Below are 21,892 nucleotides of genomic sequence, written 5' to 3' on the forward strand. Positions count from 1 at the left end.
GGTTACTGGCTTTCAAGTGATGTGCGAAGCCGTGAGTGGGGGTTCATGCTTGATCATTCTCAATCATTCCAGCAATTGCACCCAACCCTCTGGAAAAGTGTTAAGAGCAATAACACTGGCATCATAGAGTCTGATTTGGGGCGAACCAACTATTATACGATCACTCCTCCAGCGGCCATCGATAGCGGCAGCTTGATGGCCTGGAAGTTTGTCGTGATTAATACCAATCATCGTATGGGGCTGCCTTTTCTGCATGAACATCTGGCCTATCTTTATCCCCTGTTGTTAGCTTATCTGTTTAGTACCGTTCTACTGTGGATGTGGGCTAGAGCCGATACAGGTAAGGAGATTGCCGAAAAAGAGTTGATCGCGCTGAATCGCTTATTAGAAAAGAAGGTCGAAAAACGCACAGCAGAGCTGGAGGCGACTAAGGATGCGGCTATCCTGAGCCTGGCAACCTTAGCTGAGACTCGGGATAACGAAACTGGTCAGCATATTTTCCGCACTCAACATTATGTGAAAGTGCTGGCCGAAGCCCTAGGTGACCACCCAGATTTTAAAGATCAACTTGATGAGCGGATGATTCAACGTATCTTCAAATCGGCTCCTTTGCACGATATCGGTAAAGTGGGTATTCCGGATGAGATCCTGCTTAAGCATGGTGATCTTGATGAGCATGAGCAACAGGTTATGCGCTGCCACACCACGCTGGGGAGTGATGCTATTGAAGAAGCGATCAATTCTATCTCTTCACGCCTTTCTGTAAATGGAGCGGGTACCTTCCTGAATTGCGCCCGTGATATTGCGCACTATCATCATGAACGATGGGATGGAGAGGGTTATCCTAAAGGGTTATCCGGTGATGCAATTCCACTCCCGGCGCGCCTTATGGCGGTAGCAGATGTTTATGATGCGCTGGTGACAGATCGTGTTTATAAGCGCGCATTTACGCGCGAAGAAACCGAACACATCATTCTAAAAATGAGCCCTGGTCAGTTCGACCCGCGTATCCTGAAGGCTTTTGCTTCGGTCAAAGATCAATTCTGGGAAATCAAACAGCGTTTTGCCGATTAAGTTTCCGCCCAGCGTTTGCTTTCTTGCAAGATATTAAAAATTATTTTTGCTGATTTAAGAAAACCTTAAGCTTTATAGGTTATTGTTTTTTAACGTTTGATCTTTAAGGAAGCCCCTCTATTAGCTCCTGTTTAAAGGGTTTTTGAGGCCGATTGTACCTTGGTACAGTGTTTGAAAATGGTTGTGAGTGTATACTTACTCAATATTATAAAACCCGCTTCGGAGCATGGATGATCAGAGGCTACTTGGAGGGGTTCTCTTATGTGGACAAGGACATTACTGGCAACATCGGTTGCTACGGCTTTGGTATTTGGCGCATCGGTAAATGCTGCGGCCAATAAAGATGATGATAATGATTCTGTGCGCTCATGGGGGCCTTGGAATGGTGTTCAGACTGCTGCAGGTCCAGGAGCGGCGGGTGCTATCTTGCCGCCATTTATTGCTGCAGTTGATCAGAATTCTAACAATACCAATTCTTCTTCATTTGATGCGAACTTTTCTGAGAATGTAGTAGATAATGCGGGTTACCGCGAATATATGGCGTGGTATTCACGTACTAAGCATGAAGATGGTAAGTACGAACGCGGTACATTTAATAGCATTACCGAAATCGATGGTCCTGAAGGTCGTGGTCGCTCTAGGCTGGATTTTGAAGTAGGGACTGAGGCAGGAGATCAAACTTACTCACCGCGTGTACTAAGTGGATTTGATGCTGGCTTCTTTGCTCATTACCACGATTCCAAGCGAGTAAATCGTAAGAAAACAAACCATCAGTTCTTTCACCTGATGACGATTTTGAATGGTCAGGCCGGTCCTTTTAAACCGGTTGCTCAAGGTGAATTATCTGAAGAGGAGATCGCTTATTATCAAGGTAGCTGGGGAGGCCTTGATCATTTTAAGCGAAATAATGGTCGTTGGAAAATGGATCGCTTTAACAACCGAGGCGTATTTATTATCGGTCAGACATCTTCTATCGATTCTGTGCAAAATGTTTTAGCAGGTAATTCTTCCGTTAACTATTCTGGACACATGATGTTTGGCGGTTCGGTTAATATTACGCTTAACTTGGGAGCTGCTAAATCCTGGAGTGGTTCTTTCAATGCAAACTTCGATAACAAGCATGCATACGGGCCCGCAGTTGATGGTGGTGAAGGTGGCATGGTTCAGTTCCAGGTTAACAACGGTATCATCAATGGTGTAGATCTTAGCGCTGTTGTTAATGATAACAATGTTACTGGTGCAGTTGATGCGTCTTTCTTCGGTGATCAGGCGCAGCACATTAACGGCATCGTAGATGTAGAGCATACTGAGCTGGGTGATCTGGTGGATGTATTCCAGACATCGAATACGAATATAGGTCCAGTTCCTAAAGATATTTAAGATTGAAAATTACCATTCTTAAAGCATAAGAAAACCGCCTTTTGGGCGGTTTTTTTGTTTTCCGCGCCGGGGTTGTTGTCAGGGCTCCAAGAAAGTAGTTAAAGCTGATAGGGTCAGGAATATTATAGTGATTAAGTCTAAGCAGTCTGATTGGAAATAAATGATATGAATAAAGTGATGAGCTGTGTACCTGGAATGCAATTCCCTGCTGTGCCTGAGCCCAATGGGGCTCTTATGCTTGCGTTGCAGTATCAGTTTGAGCAAGCGGAAAAGCTATCCGCTGAAGAGATTCGGGCAAAACAGCTAGAGCAAGCCGCTTCGCTTATTCATATCGCGAAACGCTCAGTTCCTTTATATCGGGATCGGTTACCAGATCTTAAAGTACCGCTCACTCAGGAAGTGTGGGAGTCGATACCGGTATTAACCCGTGCGCAGTTAATCGAAGGGAAAGAGCTGTTGGTTAACAAAAAACCACTGCAGGGGCATGACCAGCTGAACAAAATTACATCCTCGGGTTCCACAGGGATGCCAGTGACTGCCTATGGCACGCCGATGACCCGGCTTTTCTGGGATGCTTTTACCCTGCGTGACCATCTATGGCATAAGCGTGACCTCTCGCAAAAATTGGTTTCCATTCGTCCTGAAAATGGAGAGCCTGGAAAGCCGATGACGGCAAAAAGCTGGGGTAGTGGAACGGCTATGGCTTTTAAAACTGGTCCCGCTGCGGCTTTAAATACCCGCACGGATATTCGCGAGCAGCTTAACTGGCTGCAGAAGCAGAACCCTGGATATCTGTTGTCATTGCCTTCAAACTTACGTGAACTTGCCAAACTAAGCCTCGAACTAGGGGTTAACCTGCCTGGGTTGAAGCAGATCCGCTCCTACGGTGAGTTGCTGTCTGACAATGTACGTGATGTTTGTAAAGAAGCGTGGGGTGTCGAGATTATCGATGTATATAGCGCTCAGGAGGTCGGCTATATCGCGATGCAGTGTCCTGAGCATGGCAAACATCATATTCAGTCTGAAAGTTTGCTGGTTGAAATTCTTGATGAGAATGACCGCCCTTGTAAGCAAGGAGAGATCGGACGTGTTGTCGTCACCACGTTGCTGAACTTTGGTGCGCCTTTGATCCGTTATGCCATTGGTGATTATGCACGGTTTGGAAAATCTTGCGAGTGCGGCCGCGGGCTTCCTGTATTAGAAGAGATTAAAGGTCGTCAGCGAAATATGCTTAAAACCCCGGAAGGTAAGGTATTCTGGCCGAGCTTCCCTGTAAAAAAATGGTCACACGAGAAGGTGAAGCAGTTCCAGTTTGCTCAAACCAGCCTGGAAGAAATCGAAATTCGGCTGGTTGTTGGTAGTGGATTAACACCGGATGAAGAGGCTTCTATGAGTCAGCGTCTTAACTCATTATTTGGGTATCCGTTTCGGCTAAACTTTATATATATGGATTCTATTCCTCGTTCGAAAAGTGGCAAGTTTGAGGACTTTGTTTCTGAAATAGTCTGAGTTTGCTTAGAGTATAAATATGGATAACTTCCCTGCGGTGTCGGCGGAGTGGGCAATGTCAGAATGCCCTGAAGCCCGAGATGCTGAGCGTTCTAAATTGCTAGAGCTTGCTCAATTACGACCTGGTATTCGGGTATTAGATCTTCAGGCGGCAGGAGGCTATCTCTCGGATGGAATTTATGAGCATCTTCATGGCGATGTGGAAATTATTTGTTTGGAGCCCTGTAAACAACTCAATAGCCGCTTATCCGATAACTATCTATTAGTAGAGGATCCTGTTGAACGTTGGGCTTCTGTGCCTGATTGTTCAGTCGATCTGGTGGTTGGTTTGGCTGGTTTACATCACAGCAATGATCAACAGGCGACGGTTGATGAGGCATTCCGCGTGCTAAAGCCGGGTGGACAGGTTGTGATTTGCGATGTGATAGAGGATACAGGTATGGCAAGGTGGCTAAATGAGTTCGTTAATGAGAATAACCCTAAAGGCCATGAAGGAGCTTTCCTAAATGAAGGGCAGTTGACGAGCTTGTTTGAAAAATCAGGTTTCAAAGGATGTGACGAAACAGTGGAATCTGTACCTTGGGTGTTTGATTCACCAGAGTCCTCTGCGCGTTTTTTTAAGGGCTTGTTTGGTTTGAATAGCTCAGAAAATGGGGTGCTTGAGGCGATGGGGCGATATTTGAAGTTAGAGTTCAGTGAAGCTCAATGTCAAGTGGAGTGGTATCTTATTTACGGTAGAGCTACCAAATAAATCGGCGGCGATTGTACCTTGGTACAGTTACAAGAAAGCAATATTTGAATAAAATATACGCAACAGAATACTATCTAATCCGCCTAAGCTTATTCATAGAATTGAGGGAAGTTTAGGAGCTGGGTCGCTAACGAAGACAGGGAACATGGATGATGTTTAATCGTAAGCTTATTGCAATTTCTATTACTTCCGCTTTAGTTACATCCTCGCTAACAGTGTCAGCTAATACACAGAAACCTGAAGAGCAAGACTCAGTAAAAAGCTGGGGTAAATGGGCTCAGCAGTTTGCTACAGCTGCAGGTGGTGAATTCAATTCAAATGCATTGGCGTTTGTAAGTCTCGGTCAAGGTGAAGCAGGGAGAAATGCTCAAAATGAAGCTGACTTCGATGCCGAAAATCGTTATCGACAATATGTAAGTTGGGGGGAGGGTGACTATGAAGCTGATCGCCCAACTGGTTTAAGGTCTGCCTCTATTGTGTTTGCCTATACTGACAGTCAGGCATCCTATGTGGTTTCTTCGGAGACAGGTGGTGCGTATGAGTCAGGGCTGATTGATAGCGATAGTAATCTGGATCCTCGCCTATTTGTCTATGGTCAGCAATTTTTTGCCACGGATGGTGAAGCCGGAGATGATTATATCTATCTGACGTTTGAGCAGGGGAATGGAGATTATAAAAGAGGCTATTGGTATGAAGATACCTGGACAGATATTGTCGATCCGTTTGAAGGCCAGGGAGCTGGTTACTGGGCTACGAACGAAGGTTTCTTTATCGAGGGCTTTGCCTCTACTCTAGAGGTTGTAAATTCGCTTGCTACTGATGTATTAGCGGGTAATGTATCGGCCAATTACTACGGCTCTTTTTTGAATCATGAAAGTAGAGTCAGTATTCAATTGGATTTTGGAGGTAGTCCTGGATGGACAGGATCCTTCTTTGTTCCTGATGGCCCTGCTTTCACTGTTAACAACGGTTCTATAAATGGAGTTGATTTAGTGGGCAATATAGATGGCGGTGAGGGTGTATCCGGAACTGTGTCAGCTTCATTCTTCGGAGATAGTGCAGGCGTTATTGCAGGGCTTGCGGAAGCCTCCGTTAACGAACAGCCGTTTGTCGAAGTGTTTGAGACGGTTCGGCAAGATTTAATCAAATAATTCACTTCTGTAGAGATATCCATGCTGAGGTTATGCCGTTTGGCATGGAGTGTTTGTTCTAAAAGGCGCCTCTAGGCGCTTTTTTATTGACTCTTGTACTTTACATAAATGGTATATGTAGGTAGCCTTTTTGGTATGAATAAATACTTATAATTCAAGGAGATAGCCGAGTTGAAAGCTGGGTTATTCGCATTAGGAAAATCAATGGTTGGTAGCCTTCGGGATTTGGCGCCAATCGTACTTGTCATCGCTTTTTTTCAAATTGCCGTTCTGCAACAACCGGTACCTGATTTCCTGGGGCTTGTCACGGGTTTGCTTTGTGTAGTCGCCGGTCTGACTTTCTTTATTTATGGGCTTGAGATGGGCCTCTTTCCTATTGGCGAGAGCATGGCACATGCTTTTGCCAGGAAGGGGAGTGTTTTCTGGTTGCTGACCTTTGCATTTGCATTGGGGTTTGGGACTACGGTAGCTGAGCCTGCCTTAATAGCCGTCGCAGCTGAGGCGTCACAAGTGGCTGCAACCGGTGGAATGATAGAGTCCAGTGATGAGGCTAAGCATGAATACGCTTCAGGTCTTCGTTATACCGTTGCATTCTCTGTGGCGCTTGCGATTGTTCTGGGTGTGCTGCGGATACTTAAGGGCTGGTCAATTCAGTACATGATTATCGCAGGTTATATGCTTGTAGTGATCATGACTGCATTCGCTCCTCGGGAAATTATTGGTATTGCCTACGATTCTGGTGGGGTTACCACCTCAACCATTACAGTACCCTTAGTAACAGCATTAGGTGTTGGTCTGGCGTCTTCGATTGAGGGGCGCAATCCGATGATCGATGGATTTGGGCTCATTGCCTTTGCTTCTTTGACGCCTATGATCTTTGTTATGGGTTATGGGATGGTGATCTGATATGGAGCTTTTAACTCAGTTTTTAGAGATCACTCTTACAACCATTAAAGATGTCATTCCGATCGCTGTGATCATCTTTGGTTTCCAGTTTTTGGTGATTCGTCGAAGAATTGCGAACCTGCGTAAGGTATTGATTGGTTTTGCCTACGTCATTATTGGTCTGGCGCTTTTTCTATTAGGTTTGGAGAAAGCGCTCTTCCCAATAGGTAGATTGATGGCTGAGCAGTTAACGGATCCAGAGTTTATCAGTAGCTGGAGCAGTAATGTTGCTGGGGCGTTGACCTGGCAGGATTATTTCTGGGTCTATATTTTTGCCTTTGCTATTGGTGCCAGCACAACCATAGCGGAACCTTCGTTGATTGCTGTGGCGATAAAAGCGAATGAAGTATCGGGTGGTGCAATTGGTGTTTGGGGATTGCGTATCGCTGTGGCGATAGGTGTTGCGGTGGGTATCTCTTTAGGAACCTGGCGTATTGTAACGGGCTACCCCATTCACTGGTTCATTATTGCGGGTTACGTTGTCGTGGTGGTTCAAACCTTCTTTGCGCCTAAATTAATCGTTCCTCTGGCTTATGACTCGGGTGGTGTTACAACGTCAACGGTAACAGTACCGCTGGTTGCCGCTCTGGGGTTGGGTTTGGCTGAGACCGTGCCGGGGCGAAGTGCTTTGATTGATGGATTTGGGCTTATCGCGTTTGCCAGTCTCTTTCCTATGATTACTGTAATGGCATACGCACAAATTTCTGAGCTTCGGGCTAAACGCGCCAAAGCGGCAAACTAACGGAAGAGTAAGTTATGCATTTCAAATTGTTAGTCGTGTTCGTTGAAGATTCTAAAACCGACGCTGTAATGAAAGCAGCACGTGAAGCAGGTGCTACTGGGGCAACTGTTATCAACAATGCTCGGGGTGAAGGGGTCAATAAGACCAAAACGTTTTTTGGTCTTACCTTGGAAACCCAGCGGGATGTCGTGCTGTTTATTGTTGAGGAGCACCTGAGTCGTAAAATTCTGGAAACGATCTCTGAAGTAGCGGAGCTCGACGAACAGCCAGGTCGGGGAATGGCTATCCAGATCGATGTCGAAGATGCTGTTGGGATTTCCCATCAGGTAGCAACGTTGGCAAATATTGTAGAGGATGAGTTATGAGTGCTGAGCGAAAAGTAGTTCGTACCAGGGATGTAATGACTGATGAATTTGCCATGATTGATGGTCTGATGACTGTCAGGGATGCGCTACAGATCTTTAAGGATCAAGATGCCAAGGTCCTTATTATTAACAAGCGCCATGACGATGATGAGTATGGTTTATTGTTGTTATCTGATATTGCTAAGAAGGTGGTAGCCAAAGATCGATCGCCTGAGCGGGTTAATGTTTATGAAGTTATGGCTAAACCTGTCGTTTCTGTCGATCCGCACATGGATATTCGATACTGCGCACGTTTATTTGAAAACTTCGGATTGGCTCATGCGCCGGTTATTGAGAATGAGCAAGTGCTCGGTGTGGTGAGTTATCGGAGTATTGTCTTAAAAGGTTTGCTTGAGCATTAAGCAGAAGTAATCATAAAAAAGCCTACTCCATGAGTAGGCTTTTTTGTTTGGGGGCAATGTTCTGTTTATCCCCGTGCAGCCTTCAGTGTGTCTGCAATCATGAAGGCAAGTTCTAGCGCCTGTTCACCGTTCAGACGTGGGTCGCAGTGTGTGTGATACTTATCAGCAAGGTCCTGCTCGCTGATCATATAGGCACCGCCGATACACTCGGTAACATTTTGCCCGGTCATTTCAAAGTGAACGCCACCTGCATGAGTACCTTCAGCGCGATGGACCTCGAAGAAGCCTTTCATCTCCTTAAGAATAGCTTCGACGCTACGGGTTTTATAACCACTGGACGCTTTAATCGTGTTACCGTGCATCGGGTCGGAGCTCCAGATCACTTGTTGTCCCGAAGCTTTTACCGCTCGTACTAGTGCCGGTAAGTGTTCAGTGATTTTTTCAGCACCCATTCGAGCGATTAGTGTAATACGACCGGCTTCATTTTTCGGGTTCAGAATGGCTAGTAAGCGCTCCAGATCATCAATCTGTGTTGATGGTCCAACTTTAATACCGACTGGGTTTTTAACGCCGCGTAAGAACTCGACATGGGCGTGATCAGGCTGACGAGTGCGGTCACCGATCCATAGCATATGTGCGGAGCAGTCGTACCAGTTTCCAGAAAGGCTGTCCTGGCGTGTCAGTGCTTCCTCATAGCCTAACAGCAGTGCTTCATGAGAGGTGTATAGCGTTGTCTCACGTAACTGCGGTGTGTTTGAGGAATTCATTCCGCAGGCTTCCATGAAGCGCAGAGTCTGGTCGATCTGACTCGCCAGATCCTGATATTTGTTGCTTAGTGGGCTGTTAGTCACGAAGTTCTGATTCCAGGCGTGAACCTGGTGTAGATCAGCGAAGCCACCCTGGGCAAATGCGCGGAGCAGATTCAGCGTAGATGCCGCCTGATGGTAAGCGGTAACGAGTCTCTCAGGGTCTGGTTGGCGTGAGCCCTCGGTAAAGGCGATATCGTTGATGATATCTCCACGGTAGCTGGGTAGTTCAACCCCATCTATCGTTTCACTTCCGCTAGAGCGAGGTTTCGCATATTGGCCAGCAATACGGCCTACTTTGACTACCGGGCAGCTTGCAGAGAATGTCATGACAACAGCCATCTGCATGAGTACCTTGAATGTATCACGGATCTTATCGGCGTTAAATTCACTGAAGCTTTCAGCGCAATCACCGCCTTGCAGTAGAAAGGCCTTGCCCTGGGCTACTTTAGCTAAATCTTCTTGCAACCGGTTAATTTCCCCGGCGAAAACTAAGGGAGGTAGTTTGCTCAGGGTTGTTTCTGCGGATAGTAGGGCATCCTGATTAGGGTATACAGGTTGCTGTACGATCGGCTTTTCTCTCCAGCTTGATGGCGTCCAAATAGAAGTTGTCATCTTAAATCTTCCTGATCTCTGAAACGTTCTTGCTTCAGTAATAAAATCTTTATGTCTTTAAATAGGGGCAAGCAATGCTTGAGGGTCTGATGAGGTGCGGCCTGTAGATTTCGTGCGCGCAGCACGATTCCCACAGACCTAGATAAAGTAGGACTGAGAATAAAAGGCTAGAGCAACTGAGTCAGCAGAAAGCTGTTTTAATAAACTCACAGGGTTGTTGTTCACTTGCTTACATTCTTATTTCTGGGTGATTTACTCAGAGTATACGGCTAATTAAGCTGTCTTAATACCCGTCAGATTACGGAATGATACATCTTTTGCTGTATTAAGGAAATCCACCATAAATTCTGCGTCTTTTTGGTCTTCACGGATTGCTGCATATAAGGTACACCAAACGCCTTTTTCCCCAAGAGGTTTCGAGGCAATGTACTCTCGCTGGATATACTCGTGAAGTGCCCAGTTAGGCAGCGCGGATACCCCGCGACCACTGGCAACAAGTTGTAGCATCATGACGGTTAGCTCAGCGGTTCTCGTCGCCGCTGGCTCTACATCTGCCTCATCCAGAAAATGGTTGAAAATGTCCAACCGGTCATGTTCAACCGGGTAGGTAATCAGTGTTTCCTGTGCCAGATCTTCAGGGTGAATGAAGCGTCTCGCCATCAGGCGGTGCTGTTTACTAATCGCCAGTCGAGATTCGTAGGTGAATAGGGGAACGTAAGTTATCCCGTTTCTTGGCTCAGGGTCAGATGTAATGACCAGGTCGAGATCACCTCGTGCCAGTGCAGGAAGTGGTTGGAAACTGAATCCGCTTGATAGGTCTAGCTCAACTTCAGGCCAGTTTTGACGGAAGTGATCGATGGTTGGCATTAGCCAGTCAAAACAGCTGTGACATTCAATACAAAGGTTGAGTCGCCCTGCTTCACCGCCAGCTAATCTTCCAATGTCGCGTTCTGTATTGCGAATCATGGGAAGTATCTCATCCGCTAGAACTAGCAGACGCTGTCCAGCGCTTGTAAAGCAGATTGGTTTCGTTTTGCGAATGAAGAGAGAACAGTTAAGTCGATCTTCAAGATCTTTGATTTGATGAGAGAGTGCGGACTGGGTTAAGTGTACGCGTTCCGCGGCTTCAACCAGGCTGCCTGCATCACGCAATGCAGATAAGGTTTTCAGGTGACGCAACTCAATCATTAATCTCTCTCCGGTTGGGCTCGGTTAACGCACAATATAGGCAGTATAGTACGGACGGGCAAGAAGAGGGCAGACAATCATGCCAGGAGCATGATTGTCATGGGGTGATTTACTTAACCATCAGGAATTCAAGTAAAGCTTTTTGTGCGTGCAAGCGATTTTCTGCTTCATCGAATACCACAGAACGTGGGTCTTCTAGCATATCCATGCTGACTTCCTCGCCTCGGTGGGCAGGCAGGCAGTGCATGAAGAGAGCATCTTTGTTGGCGTTGTCCATTAGAGCAGGGGAAACCTGGAAGCCATCAAATTTGGCTTCGCGTTCTTTTTGCTCTTCCTCTTGACCCATAGATGCCCAAACGTCAGTCACAACCAGATCACTGCCAGTTACCGCTTCTACAGGAGAGCGGGTAATGAAAATGCGTTCCTGATTTTCTGCAACTAGCTTTTCATCCGGATCAAAGCCTTCTGGGCATGCGATATTCAGTTTGAAATCAAGCTGACGTGCTGCATTGATGTAGGAATGACACATGTTGTTACCATCACCGATCCAGGTCACAGTTTTACCCTGAATATCGCCGCGATGTTCGAAGTAAGTCTGCATGTCAGCCAGAAGCTGGCAAGGGTGATATTCATCGGTTAGTGCATTAATCACTGGAACAGTTGAGTTTGCGGCGAACTCTTCAACAAGCTGGTGGCTGAAAGTTCGAATCATCACCACATCTACCATGCTGGAGATGACTTTCGCGCTGTCGCTGATCGGTTCACCGCGGCCAAGCTGAGTGTCTCGTGGAGAAAGGAACATGGCATGGCCACCAAACTGGGCCATACCTGCTTCAAAAGAAACGCGTGTACGTGTCGATGATTTTTCAAAAATCATCGCCATAACTTTGTTCTTAAGTGGTTCGTAAACTTCACCGCGATTTCGGATAGCCTTGAGCTCAGAGGCGCGCTTTACAAGCGTGCGTAATTCTTCTGAAGACAGGTCGCGGAGTGTTAGGAAATGTCTAGTGCTCATTTTGCTCTTCGTTCTTCCGAGTGGTCGTTAGTCTCTTCGCCGCGCTCGTCAGCTGCGTATACACGAATGATCTGAGAGAGTGTATTTACCAATAGTTCTGCTTCGCTGTCCGTCATGTCAGAGGAGGAAGCATGCGAACAACTTTTCCGCCACCAGTAACATTTAACAAGATGCCTTTCACTTTAGACAGGACAGCCAGTTCCGTACCGGCTTCAGTCAATTCAATTGCTATTAGCAGGCCTTTATTACGTATTTCTTTGACATAGTCTGCATGGCCAATCTGCTCTTCAAATCCTGCAACGATCTTGTTACCAAGTTCGGTAGCGCGCTCACATAGATTTTCATCCATGATGGTGTTGACTACAGCAAGTGCCGCAGCGCAGGAGAGGGGATTGCCACCGTAGGTTGAACCGTGTGTGCCAGCAATCAGTATTTTTGCTGCAGTTCCGCGCGCCAGGCATGCGCCAATTGGGACGCCGTTGCCAAGGCCTTTAGCGGTAGTGACGACATCAGGAAGAATGTCGTTATGCTGATAGGCAAAATATTTACCTGAGCGTCCGTTTCCGCTCTGAACTTCATCAAGCATCAGCAGCCATTCGTTTTCATCACAAATGTCGCGAAGCTTGTTCAGATAGTCTGGAGCAGGGATTTGAATGCCTGATTCACCTTGAATTGGTTCTACAAGAATAGCCACGACATTTGGGTTGTTTTCTGCAATGGCTTTGATGGCATCAACGTCATCATATGGCGCGCGTACAAAACCGCTGACCAGGGGTTCAAAGCCTGCTTGAGCAGAGCGGTTGCCGGTTGCGCTTAGAGTGGCCATTGTGCGGCCATGGAAAGAGTTTTCCATGACAATAATGGTAGGGTTTTCAACTTTTTTGACTGCGTGACCGTAGCGTCGGGCTAACTTGATAGCCGCTTCGTTAGCTTCTGCACCAGAATTACCAAAAAACACATTATCCATACCGGAAATCTGTGTCAGGCGTTCCGCTAACTGTTGCTGGTTGGGGATAGTGTACAGGTTGGATGTGTGGATAACATTGCTTGCCTGATCACAAATAGCATGAGTCACGGCTGGGTGTGAGTGACCCAGACCACATACGGCGATCCCGCAAAGGGCATCCAGATATTTATTACCATCGGTATCGTACAACCAGCTTCCTTCACCTCGTTCGAAGGCTACAGACAGGCGGTTGTATGTAGACATAATTGCTTCTACGGCCATGTTTTTATCTTCCCTACAACGCAAAAAGGCAGCCAAGGCTGCCAATCAAAGAACGAATCATATCAGCTTTTCCCCCTTTGGCAAGCGTTCTGATCGAATAGGCGGAGTAAAGCCCATATTAAATGTATGGAAGTTGTACGATAGATTTTTTTTATTGAGTCGATTTATAAAAGCTAATGTACTTTGTCAGAGTAAAATGGTCGGATATGTGGTACATTGTTCGTCACGGCACAAATCTTCCGTTGTGCTTCCGGCATAGTAAGTTTTTATAGGTGTAGAATGAGTGTAATTGATACCATCAAAGAGCAGATCGACAACAACGATATCCTGCTTTATATGAAAGGAACACCTCGCTTCCCGCAGTGTGGTTTCTCTTCCCGCGCATCTGAAGCGGTGATGGGTTGTGGCGAACGCTTTGCTTTTGTGAACATCCTGGAAAATCCTGAAATTCGCGCTGAATTACCAAAATATGCTAATTGGCCGACCTTTCCACAGCTTTGGGTTAAAGGTGAGTTAATCGGTGGTTGTGACATTATTTGTGAGATGGCTGCTAATGGTGAGTTGGCGGAATTGATCAAAGAAGCATCAGCAGGTTCAGAAGAGCAAAGTGCAGAGTAATTTATATAGATTCTGGCTTGATTTTACAGCAGCCTTTTCTATCATAAAAAACCTTAACGCTAGATATCATTTAATGGAGAAATATCACAATGGGCGTACTTGTAGGCAAACAAGCTCCTGACTTTACAGCACCAGCAGTTCTGGGGAATGGCGAGATCGTTGATTCTTTCACTCTGTCTGAAGCAACTAAAGGCAAGAAAGCGGTAGTATTCTTCTACCCACTGGACTTCACTTTTGTATGTCCTTCTGAGCTGTTGGCTTTTGATCACCGCATCGAAGAGTTCAAAAAGCGTAACGTTGAAGTTATCGGTGTTTCTATCGATTCTCACTTCTCTCACAACGCATGGCGTAACACACCGGTAAACGAAGGTGGTATCGGTGCAGTTAACTACACTCTGGTTGCAGATATGACTCACAGCATCTGCCAGTCTTACGACGTTGAGTCTGAAGGTGGTGTTGCATTCCGTGGTTCTTTCCTGATTGATGAAGATGGTCTGGTTCGTCACCAGGTTGTTAACGACCTTCCACTGGGTCGTAATGTTGACGAAATGCTGCGTATGGTTGATGCGTTGGCATTCCACCAGGAGCACGGTGAAGTTTGCCCTGCTGGTTGGAACCAGGGCGACAAAGGTATGGATGCATCTCCTGAAGGTGTAGCTAAATACCTGTCTGAAGAAGCTGATAACCTGTAAGTCAGAGTTTTTACCAGCTATAAAAAAGCCCGCGATAGCGGGCTTTTTTGTTATTCATCATTCTTCATCGTCTTGGAATGACTCTGCCATCTCCCAGCCGCCCAGCTCTTTCCAGCGGTTGACGATTAAGCAAAATAGTTCAGCTGTTTTCATTGTGTCGTATAAGGCTGAATGTGCTTGTTTTCCGTCAAACTCTATACCTGCTACCTGGCAAGCCCTGGCCAGAACGGTTTGGCCAAAAGCGAGTCCGCCCAATGTGGCGGTATCGAAAGTCGAGAATGGATGGAACGGGTTGCGTTTAATATCAGCACGATTTGCAGCTGCATTCACAAAACCCTGGTCAAAGGAAGCATTATGCCCCACCAGAACTGCACGCTTGCAGCCGTGCGCTTTAATCGCTTTTCTGACGGGCTTAAAGATCTCTTCCATCGCATCGCGTTCAGGTACGGCCTCGCGATCAGGGTCGTAGGGGTCGATGCCGGTAAAATCGAGCGCAGATTGCTCAAGATTAGCGCCTTCGAAAGGCTCAACCTGGGCTTCAAAGCTCTGGTCTATCATTAGAAAGCCGTTTTCATCCATGGTCAGCGTGACCGCTGCAATTTCTAAAAGTGCATCGGTCCGTGAATTAAAGCCGGCTGTTTCAACATCGACGACTACAGGCAGGAAACCGCGAAAACGGTTTGCCATGGGATGTTTAATATCGCTATGGTTACTCAAAGGGTGCCCTTACTTGGCTGAGGGTTTCCGTTTAATATGCGAGTATTCTAGCAGTGTAAAGGAGGCCGCTCCAATGCCGGTCTCAAGTTTATGCTAAAGCTGCCGAAATATTTTAGATATTTTAAGTGTTTTTGTTTGGGAAGCCATCCGGTGTACGTGAAATTTGGAATAGCTCTGTTGAGTTTGCTGTTATCTTTTGAGATCTCTGCGGTAACATTTCGTAGCTCGATCGATGATGCAAAATGGGAGCTTGAGGCTTCGAAATTTTCCTGTCGTCTTAGTCAGGTTATCCCCTCTTTTGGTAACGCTGAATTTGAGCGTGAAGCGGGAGAAGATCTGCGTTTTACGCTTAAGCCAACAGAAAACATTCACTTCAGTGCGGGTGCTAAATTAGTTGCTGAGGCAGCGCCATGGCAGCCGGGGATATCACCTCGTTTTATTGGTTCGTACAAGCCTGAAGAGTTAACGGGTTATCTTCAGGTTAAACCAAAGCAGGCTAAGAATATGTTGGCTGCCCTGTATAAGGGGATGATGCCGACGTTTACTTCTCCGGAGTGGTATGGAACTAACGAGTCGCTGCGAGTCGCTGTATCTGCAGTAAATTTTCAGTCAGCCTATGATGACTATGTTTTGTGTACTACGGGGCTGTTGCCGGTTAACTTCAGGCAGGTGGCTCGAACAGCAGTATTGTTTCCTTCCGCGCAATGGCGATTGTCTGATGCTTCAAGAGAACGTTTGGATTTAATAGCTCTCTATGTGAAAAATGATGATTCAGTCAAAGGGATCTACATAGATGGTCATTCAGACAGTCAAGGGCGTCGTTTGATGAACCGTGATATGTCTAAGCGCAGGGCAGAAGAGGTCACGGCTTATCTTATAAGTATTGGTCTGGATCCAAATATGATTACGACGCGTTATCACGGGGAGCGCTACCCGGTTGTGCCCAATAATAGTAAAAAGAATCGTGATCGAAACCGTCGTGTAACGATTCGTCTTGAGAAAGAGTAGTCTCTCAATTAGCACATCAGTTTTTTTCTTTTCACTGGTGCCTAGCGCGCCTCCTTTCTGATATAATTTCGCGCTTAATTTGAAATTTCATGTGGGTCCTTCTTAAGGACTCACTCTGTTCGCAAGTTGGAGCTTGAGAATGTCCGAGATCAAAAAGGTCGTTCTGGCCTACTCCGGTGGATTGGATACTTCCGTTATCGTTCGCTGGTTACAAGATGAATACAACGCAGAAGTTGTTACTTTTACTGCTGACCTGGGTCAGGGTGAAGAGGTTGAGCCTGCGCGTGCCAAAGCAGAAGCTCTGGGTGTAAAAGAAATTTACATCGAAGACCTGCGTGAAGAGTTTGTACGTGATTTCGTATTCCCAATGTTCCGTGCAAACACAATCTATGAAGGCGAGTACCTTCTGGGTACTTCTATCGCACGCCCGTTAATTGCAAAACGTCTGATTGAAATTGCAAACGAAACGGGTGCTGATGCGATTTCTCACGGTGCAACAGGTAAAGGTAATGACCAGGTTCGCTTCGAGTTGGGTGCTTATGCGCTGAAACCGGGTGTACACGTGATTGCGCCATGGCGTGAATGGGATCTGACTTCCCGTGAGACGCTGATGAAATACTGTGAAGATCATAATATCCCAGTTGATTTCTCAAGCAGCAAGAAGAAATCTCCGTACTCAATGGATGCTAACCTGCTTCATATCTCTTATGAGGGTGATATTCTTGAAGATCCATGGCAGGAAGCTGAAGAGGATATGTGGCGCTGGTCCGTTTCTCCTGAGCAAGCTCCAGATGAACCTACTTATCTGGAACTGACTTACGAGAAGGGTGATATCGTTGCGATCAATGGCGAGAAAATGAGCCCGGCTACTGTTCTTGAATACCTGAACAAGGTGGGTGGCGAGAATGGTATCGGTCGTTTGGATATCGTTGAAAACCGCTTCGTTGGCATGAAATCTCGTGGTTGTTATGAAACACCGGGCGGAACGATTATGCTGCGTGCTCACCGCGCTATCGAATCAATCACGCTTGACCGTGAAGCAGCGCACCTGAAAGATGAGCTGATGCCACGCTACGCGAAAGTAATCTACAACGGCTTCTGGTGGTCAGAAGAGCGTAAGATGCTGCAGAAGATGATCGATGAGTCCCAGCAGGTTGTTAACGGTGATGTTCGCCTGAAGCTGTACAAAGGCAATGTGGTTGTCGTGGGTCGTCGTTCTGAAGATAGCTTGTTTGATGAAAACATTGCGACTTTTGAAGATGATGCGGGTTCTTACGACCAGAAAGATGCCGCTGGCTTTATCAAGCTGAACGCATTGCGTATGCGTATTGCTGCTGGCAAAGGGCGTAATCTTCTCGACGATTAATCGAAAAAATTGCTAAAAAAAACCCCGCACTTACCCTGCGGGGTTTTTTATTACTATAAGCTTGACCTAAACTTTGATAATGGTCTGATTTATATGCTACTTTTGCCGTTATCTTATTTGTATAGTGCCTATGGAAATAAACTACTCAGGAAAGTCGGCTCTCATTGTAGACAGCAAGCTCGAAGACCTCGGGGCGTTACGACAAATCCTGAGCCGTATTGGTGTGGGTGATGTTCAAGTCGCCTCATCTGTAAATATGGCGCTTACCCTGATGCGGGAGATCAAGTTTGATCTTTGCTTTGCTGCATATGAAATGGGAAAAGATGAAAAGAATGGCTTACAGTTGCTTCAAGAAGCCAATGCTGAAGAGCTGATCCCTGAGCAAAGTACTTATTTTCTTATTGTTGATCCTGAAAGCTCGGAACTTCTCTTTGGGTCATTAGAAAACTCCCCTGATACCTACATATCCAAACCATTTGATTCCGGGAAAATACGCAATCGAATTGAAAAGCAGTTGCGTATCAAGGAAACCATCAGGCCGATTGAGCAATTGCTTGATGAACAGCATTATGAGGAAGTGCTGGAGCGAGGTCGTGATCTGATTAAAAATTATCCAGGTCTGGCGATATTTCTTCAACGTATCAATGGAATAGCGCTTCTCAGAATGAAGCGTTTCACTCAGGCAAAAGAGCTTTTTGTCAATTTAACCGAGAAACGAGATCTTCCCTGGGCTGAAGTGGGTCGGGGTATCGCTCACTTTAATCTGGGTGAGTATATGGAAGCGCTTCGCTGCCTTAATCGGGTTGTTGATCAGCAGCATGTCTGTGTAGAGGCATATACTTGGTTGGCCAGGATCTATCGGGTAAAAGGTGAGTTGAGCAGAGCGGTCACATTGATGCGTAAAGCTGTGATGATTCAGCCGACAGTGCCTGCTTTGCAAAGTGAGCTTGCAGATCTGGCTTGCCAAACTGGCGAGTGGGATATTGCTAAAGGAGCCTATCAGCAGGCTATTCGCTACGCACGGTATTCCTCGTTTCAGACCCCTTCCCATTATTATGGCCTGGTTCGTTCGTTAATCATGGCGAACAAGAATAAATTATCTGAGATTGAGCCGGAAGTAGTCCGGGTGCTTGAGGATGCTGTGCTTGATCATCCGGAAGATGAAGAGGTGATGTTCAGAGCTAAGCTGATTAATTGTGATCTCTACCGTCAGGATAATTCTTCTGAGCGCCTGAACACGATGATGCAGCAAACCTGGAACTTCTTCTTGCGCATGAATGTTGATAACCAGAGTAAGTGGCTGGATGTCATGGTTGATGCAGTGCATGGTGTTGAACTTGAAGAGGAGGTGCAGCGTAAGCGCAAAGAGCTGGGACGTCATATGATGGAGCAAGGCTGGGGTAAAGCAAATTATGTGGCGATGACCAGCTTCCGTAAAGGTGACCTGGATCGAGCTTTCATGATGTTTGGACGGGCGAATGAACTGTTGCCGGAGCATGTGGGGATAGCGTTGAATCTTGTGCAGGCGGGTGTTGAAAAGGCTAAGCGAGGTCAGAACGCTCTCTGGATCTTATTATCGGTGCGCGATGTTCTGTCGGGCATATCCTTTGGCGCATTACCCGAAAAGCAGCAGCAGCGTTATACAACGCTGTCAGAGCGCTACGTAGAGCAATATAAGCAGTTAGATCACTATGGCGAGGAGGAAGAGGAGGCTCTCGCTCAAGAGCTTAGTTGATAAAATTAGAGCGTCTCATCATCATCGATCAGGAAGGAATGATTCTGTTGTGAAGCTGTGATGTCGTCTTCTGGGCGATTCATATTACGTGCCAGCTTACGGCTAAGTAGCTTCTTCTGCGCCATTTCTGGCAGATCGGTGAACATGATTATGTTTTTACTGATCAATACATCCACTAAGTCCTCGAAAATACGTGCAACCGCGGTATCTGATTGTTCGAGGAACTCTTCTGCAGAAAATTCGTCATCGTTAATTGATAAAAATTCCAGAACTTCTTTGTTCTTAATATCGACAGCTTCGGCGCCGGAAGTGTGTGTTTCCGATAAGCTTACGATACGTCCTTCTTCATTTCGTATAGCGTATAACATATTGATTTGCTACATTGGTTGGGTTTTGAAATAAGCGTAGAATTCATGCGTGTTAACAGTATCCCTCTCAAAATAGGTTAAGGTCAAGATTAATGGAAGCGGTTCAAGACCCTTTGCTAGGTTGTCTGGTTCATCTCAGTAAGCAAAATCATAAACCGTACTCTCCAGATGTGCTCTGTGACGGTTTGCCGTTGGTAAATAATCGCCTGACTCCTAAGCTTTTTATAAGAGCGGCTAAACGAGCAGGCTTTGCTGCACAGGTTCTACCTAAAAAATTAGCTGACATCTCTCCATTGGTCCTGCCTGCGGTGTTGGTATTGGAAAATGATCAGGCATGTATTCTTCAAGAAATTGATCATGCTTCTGGTGATGCGTTGATTATCCAGCCAGAGAGTGGTGGTGAGCATAAGCTTAAGCTCGAGGAGCTGGGTGCTCAATACACCGGCTACGCTATTTTTGTCCGCCTTGAGTATCGCTTTCAGCAGCAAGTTTCAAAGTTATTGGAAGGGCATACGGGTCATTGGTTCTGGGGAACTATCAAGCGTTCTACTGCCATCTATCGTGATGTATTAGTCGCTTCTTTTCTTATCAATATTTTTGTGATTGTAAACCCTTTGTTCGTAATGAATGTTTACGATCGGGTTGTGCCGAACAATGCAATTGAGACGCTTTGGGTCTTAGCGGTTGGCGTCTTAGTTGTTTATCTTTTCGACTTTGGACTCAAAATGCTGAGGTCATACTTTATCGAGATAGCGGGTAAAAAAGGTGATGTCATACTCTCGGCTCTGCTTTTTGAAAAGGTTCTATCGCTTAAATACAGTGTTCTGCCTGCTTCGGTAGGATCATTTGCGAGTAACTTGAGGGAATTTGACAGTATCAAGGGCTTTTTGAGCTCTACTACTAATGTGGTTCTGATTGATCTGCCTTTCGCAATTCTGTTTCTTCTGGTTATTGGTTTTATTGGCGGGCCGCTGGTTATTGTGCCTGTGGTGGCTATTCCGCTAATCATCATATTCTCTTTTATTATGCGCCCTTACCTTAAAGAGGCTGTGGAGAAAACCTTTGCTTCTAACTCGCAGAAAAATGCCACATTGATTGAAAGTCTGACTGCGATGGAGACGGTTAAGACCCAGCGAGCAACCTCTTCTTTGCAACTAGGCTGGGAACAAGCTGTAGGTTATATCGCAAAGTGGAGCTTGAAATCCCGAATGCTATCCGCTTCGGTGGTAAATTTTGCAGCCCTTGTTCAGCAACTGACCTCTATTGGGATTATCATCATGGGCGTGTATCTGATCAGTGAGCGTGAACTTACGATGGGGGCTCTGGTTGCCTGTGTCATGCTTTCCGGGCGTGCGATCGCTCCAATGAGTCAGGTAGCTAATCTGGTGATTACATATCATCAGGCAGCAACGGCATTGAAAGGGCTCAATGAAATTATGGCGCTGCCTTCCGAGCGTAGTGATGATCAGCAGTTTGTTCATCGAGCCGAGTTCAATGGTGCAATAGAGTTTAAGGATGTCAGTTTTGCCTATCCGGGTGAAGAACAACGGGCGTTGGACAGGGTCTCGTTTAGTATTAATCCGGGTGAAAATGTCGCTCTGATAGGTCGCATTGGTTCCGGTAAATCAACCATAGAAAAGTTGGTGCTTGGGCTTTATGAGGCCTCAGAAGGTTCTGTCAGGATTGATGGTATCGATATTAATCAGATCGATCCGGTCGATCTGCGCCGGAACTTCGGGTACATGCCTCAGGATATCATGCTATTTGCCGGTAGTGTTCGCGATAATATTGTTATTGGTTCACCGCAAACAGAAGATGACCGACTAGTAGAAGTAGCGAAAATGTGCGGCGTTACCGATATGGTCAATCGCCACCCGCAAGGATTCGATATGCAAGTGGGTGAGCGTGGTGCGGCATTATCTGGGGGGCAGCGTCAGTCTGTCGCAGTGGCTCGATCACTGGTTCATGATCCCAATATCCTGATCCTGGATGAGCCAACGGCTTCAATGGACAATGCTTCTGAAGAGCAAATTAAGTCGATGTTACGCGAATATACACAAGATAAAACGATGCTGGTTGTGACTCATAAAATGTCACTACTGTCATTGGTGGATCGAATTATCGTTATGGATTCCGGACGAGTTGTAGCGGATGGGCCGAAAGAGGCTGTTTTGGATGCGTTAAAACAAGGCCGGTTGCAGGTTCAGAGGTAAGCGTC

The 21,892-nt window shown here is 46.3% G+C and carries 21 protein-coding genes; 15 read left to right on the top strand and 6 right to left on the bottom strand.

From position 1 onward, the window contains the following. The 9 genes from MED92_RS18705 to MED92_RS15260 form a co-directional block, all read left to right on the top strand. Positions 1-1,074, top strand: a 1,074-nt coding sequence (locus MED92_RS18705; protein ID WP_007022465.1) for an HD-GYP domain-containing protein, incomplete at its 5' end; no start/stop codon positions are given. Positions 1,075-1,335: 261 nt separating this feature from the next. Then, the gene (locus MED92_RS15225) at positions 1,336-2,454 is read left to right on the top strand and encodes a HupA family protein (protein ID WP_007022466.1); all 1,119 of its coding nucleotides are present in this window, start codon (positions 1,336-1,338) and stop codon (positions 2,452-2,454) included. Positions 2,455-2,619: 165 nt separating this feature from the next. After that, the gene (locus MED92_RS15230) at positions 2,620-3,963 is read left to right on the top strand and encodes a phenylacetate--CoA ligase family protein (RefSeq protein ID WP_007022467.1); all 1,344 of its coding nucleotides are present in this window, start codon (positions 2,620-2,622) and stop codon (positions 3,961-3,963) included. 19 nt (positions 3,964-3,982) lie between these two features. Further along, positions 3,983-4,714 (top strand): class I SAM-dependent methyltransferase, encoded by a 732-nt coding sequence (locus MED92_RS15235; protein WP_007022468.1) that lies wholly within the window; start codon positions 3,983-3,985, stop codon positions 4,712-4,714. Between the two features lie 149 nt (positions 4,715-4,863). Beyond that, positions 4,864-5,865 carry a HupA family protein gene (locus MED92_RS15240; protein WP_040663112.1) on the top strand — a complete coding sequence of 334 codons (1,002 nt, stop codon included), beginning with the start codon at positions 4,864-4,866 and terminating at the stop codon, positions 5,863-5,865. A 204-nt stretch (positions 5,866-6,069) separates the two neighbouring features. Beyond that, complete coding sequence (locus MED92_RS15245) at positions 6,070-6,771, top strand: DUF1538 domain-containing protein (protein WP_007022470.1); 702 nt, start codon at positions 6,070-6,072, stop codon at positions 6,769-6,771. 1 nt (position 6,772) lies between these two features. After that, a complete protein-coding gene (locus MED92_RS15250) occupies positions 6,773-7,552 on the top strand; it encodes a DUF1538 domain-containing protein (protein WP_007022471.1) in 780 nt (259 codons plus the stop codon). A 14-nt stretch (positions 7,553-7,566) separates the two neighbouring features. Continuing rightward, complete coding sequence (locus MED92_RS15255) at positions 7,567-7,917, top strand: P-II family nitrogen regulator (protein ID WP_007022472.1); 351 nt, start codon at positions 7,567-7,569, stop codon at positions 7,915-7,917. Continuing rightward, entirely contained in the window at positions 7,914-8,318 is a 405-nt protein-coding gene (locus MED92_RS15260) for a CBS domain-containing protein (RefSeq protein ID WP_007022473.1), read from the top strand. Before MED92_RS15255 ends, MED92_RS15260 begins: the two co-directional genes overlap by 4 nt. A 65-nt stretch (positions 8,319-8,383) precedes the next feature. On the opposite strand, the gene MED92_RS15265 is transcribed toward MED92_RS15260, so the two are convergent. The 4 genes from MED92_RS15265 to MED92_RS15280 form a co-directional block, all read right to left on the bottom strand. Beyond that, the gene (locus MED92_RS15265; RefSeq protein ID WP_007022474.1) at positions 8,384-9,739 is read right to left on the bottom strand and encodes a class II 3-deoxy-7-phosphoheptulonate synthase; all 1,356 of its coding nucleotides are present in this window, start codon (positions 9,737-9,739) and stop codon (positions 8,384-8,386) included. Positions 9,740-10,012: 273 nt separating this feature from the next. Continuing rightward, positions 10,013-10,927, bottom strand: a complete 915-nt coding sequence (locus MED92_RS15270) for a LysR family transcriptional regulator (RefSeq protein ID WP_007022475.1) — start codon at positions 10,925-10,927, stop codon at positions 10,013-10,015. A gap of 109 nt (positions 10,928-11,036) precedes the next feature. Then, complete coding sequence (argF, locus tag MED92_RS15275; protein ID WP_007022476.1) at positions 11,037-11,942, bottom strand: ornithine carbamoyltransferase; 906 nt, start codon at positions 11,940-11,942, stop codon at positions 11,037-11,039. A 112-nt stretch (positions 11,943-12,054) separates the two neighbouring features. Then, entirely contained in the window at positions 12,055-13,170 is a 1,116-nt protein-coding gene (locus MED92_RS15280; RefSeq protein ID WP_007022478.1) for an aspartate aminotransferase family protein, read from the bottom strand. 279 nt (positions 13,171-13,449) lie between these two features. On the opposite strand from MED92_RS15280, the gene grxD reads away from it, so the two are divergent. Beyond that, positions 13,450-13,788 (top strand): Grx4 family monothiol glutaredoxin, encoded by a 339-nt coding sequence (grxD, locus tag MED92_RS15285; RefSeq protein WP_007022479.1) that lies wholly within the window; start codon positions 13,450-13,452, stop codon positions 13,786-13,788. An 89-nt stretch (positions 13,789-13,877) separates the two neighbouring features. Beyond that, positions 13,878-14,480, top strand: coding sequence for a peroxiredoxin (locus MED92_RS15290; protein WP_007022480.1), 603 nt, complete (start codon positions 13,878-13,880; stop codon positions 14,478-14,480). Between the two features lie 57 nt (positions 14,481-14,537). On the opposite strand, the gene rnt is transcribed toward MED92_RS15290, so the two are convergent. Next, entirely contained in the window at positions 14,538-15,167 is a 630-nt protein-coding gene (gene rnt / locus MED92_RS15295) for a ribonuclease T (RefSeq protein ID WP_007022481.1), read from the bottom strand. 207 nt (positions 15,168-15,374) lie between these two features. Between rnt and MED92_RS15300 the strand changes: the two genes are divergently transcribed. The 3 genes from MED92_RS15300 (at position 15,375) to MED92_RS15310 (ending at position 19,306) form a co-directional block, all read left to right on the top strand. Continuing rightward, on the top strand, positions 15,375-16,205 hold the full coding sequence (locus tag MED92_RS15300) for a flagellar protein MotY (RefSeq protein ID WP_238321523.1): 831 nt from the start codon (positions 15,375-15,377) through the stop codon (positions 16,203-16,205). A gap of 139 nt (positions 16,206-16,344) precedes the next feature. Continuing rightward, positions 16,345-17,571, top strand: a complete 1,227-nt coding sequence (locus tag MED92_RS15305) for an argininosuccinate synthase (RefSeq protein ID WP_007022483.1) — start codon at positions 16,345-16,347, stop codon at positions 17,569-17,571. A 130-nt stretch (positions 17,572-17,701) separates the two neighbouring features. Beyond that, positions 17,702-19,306: a tetratricopeptide repeat protein gene (locus MED92_RS15310; RefSeq protein ID WP_007022484.1), complete on the top strand. Its 1,605-nt coding sequence runs from the start codon at positions 17,702-17,704 to the stop codon at positions 19,304-19,306. A 5-nt stretch (positions 19,307-19,311) separates the two neighbouring features. On the opposite strand, the gene MED92_RS15315 is transcribed toward MED92_RS15310, so the two are convergent. Next, positions 19,312-19,674: a hypothetical protein gene (locus MED92_RS15315; RefSeq protein ID WP_007022485.1), complete on the bottom strand. Its 363-nt coding sequence runs from the start codon at positions 19,672-19,674 to the stop codon at positions 19,312-19,314. 92 nt (positions 19,675-19,766) lie between these two features. Here MED92_RS15315 and MED92_RS15320 point away from each other — a divergent pair, with 92 nt between their 5' ends. Beyond that, positions 19,767-21,887 carry a type I secretion system permease/ATPase gene (locus tag MED92_RS15320; RefSeq protein WP_007022486.1) on the top strand — a complete coding sequence of 707 codons (2,121 nt, stop codon included), beginning with the start codon at positions 19,767-19,769 and terminating at the stop codon, positions 21,885-21,887. The last annotated feature ends 5 nt before the right edge of the window (positions 21,888-21,892 follow it).

It is taken from the genome of Neptuniibacter caesariensis, from assembly GCF_000153345.1.
In the GTDB taxonomy this organism is placed as follows: Bacteria; Pseudomonadota; Gammaproteobacteria; order Pseudomonadales; family Balneatricaceae; genus Neptuniibacter; species Neptuniibacter caesariensis.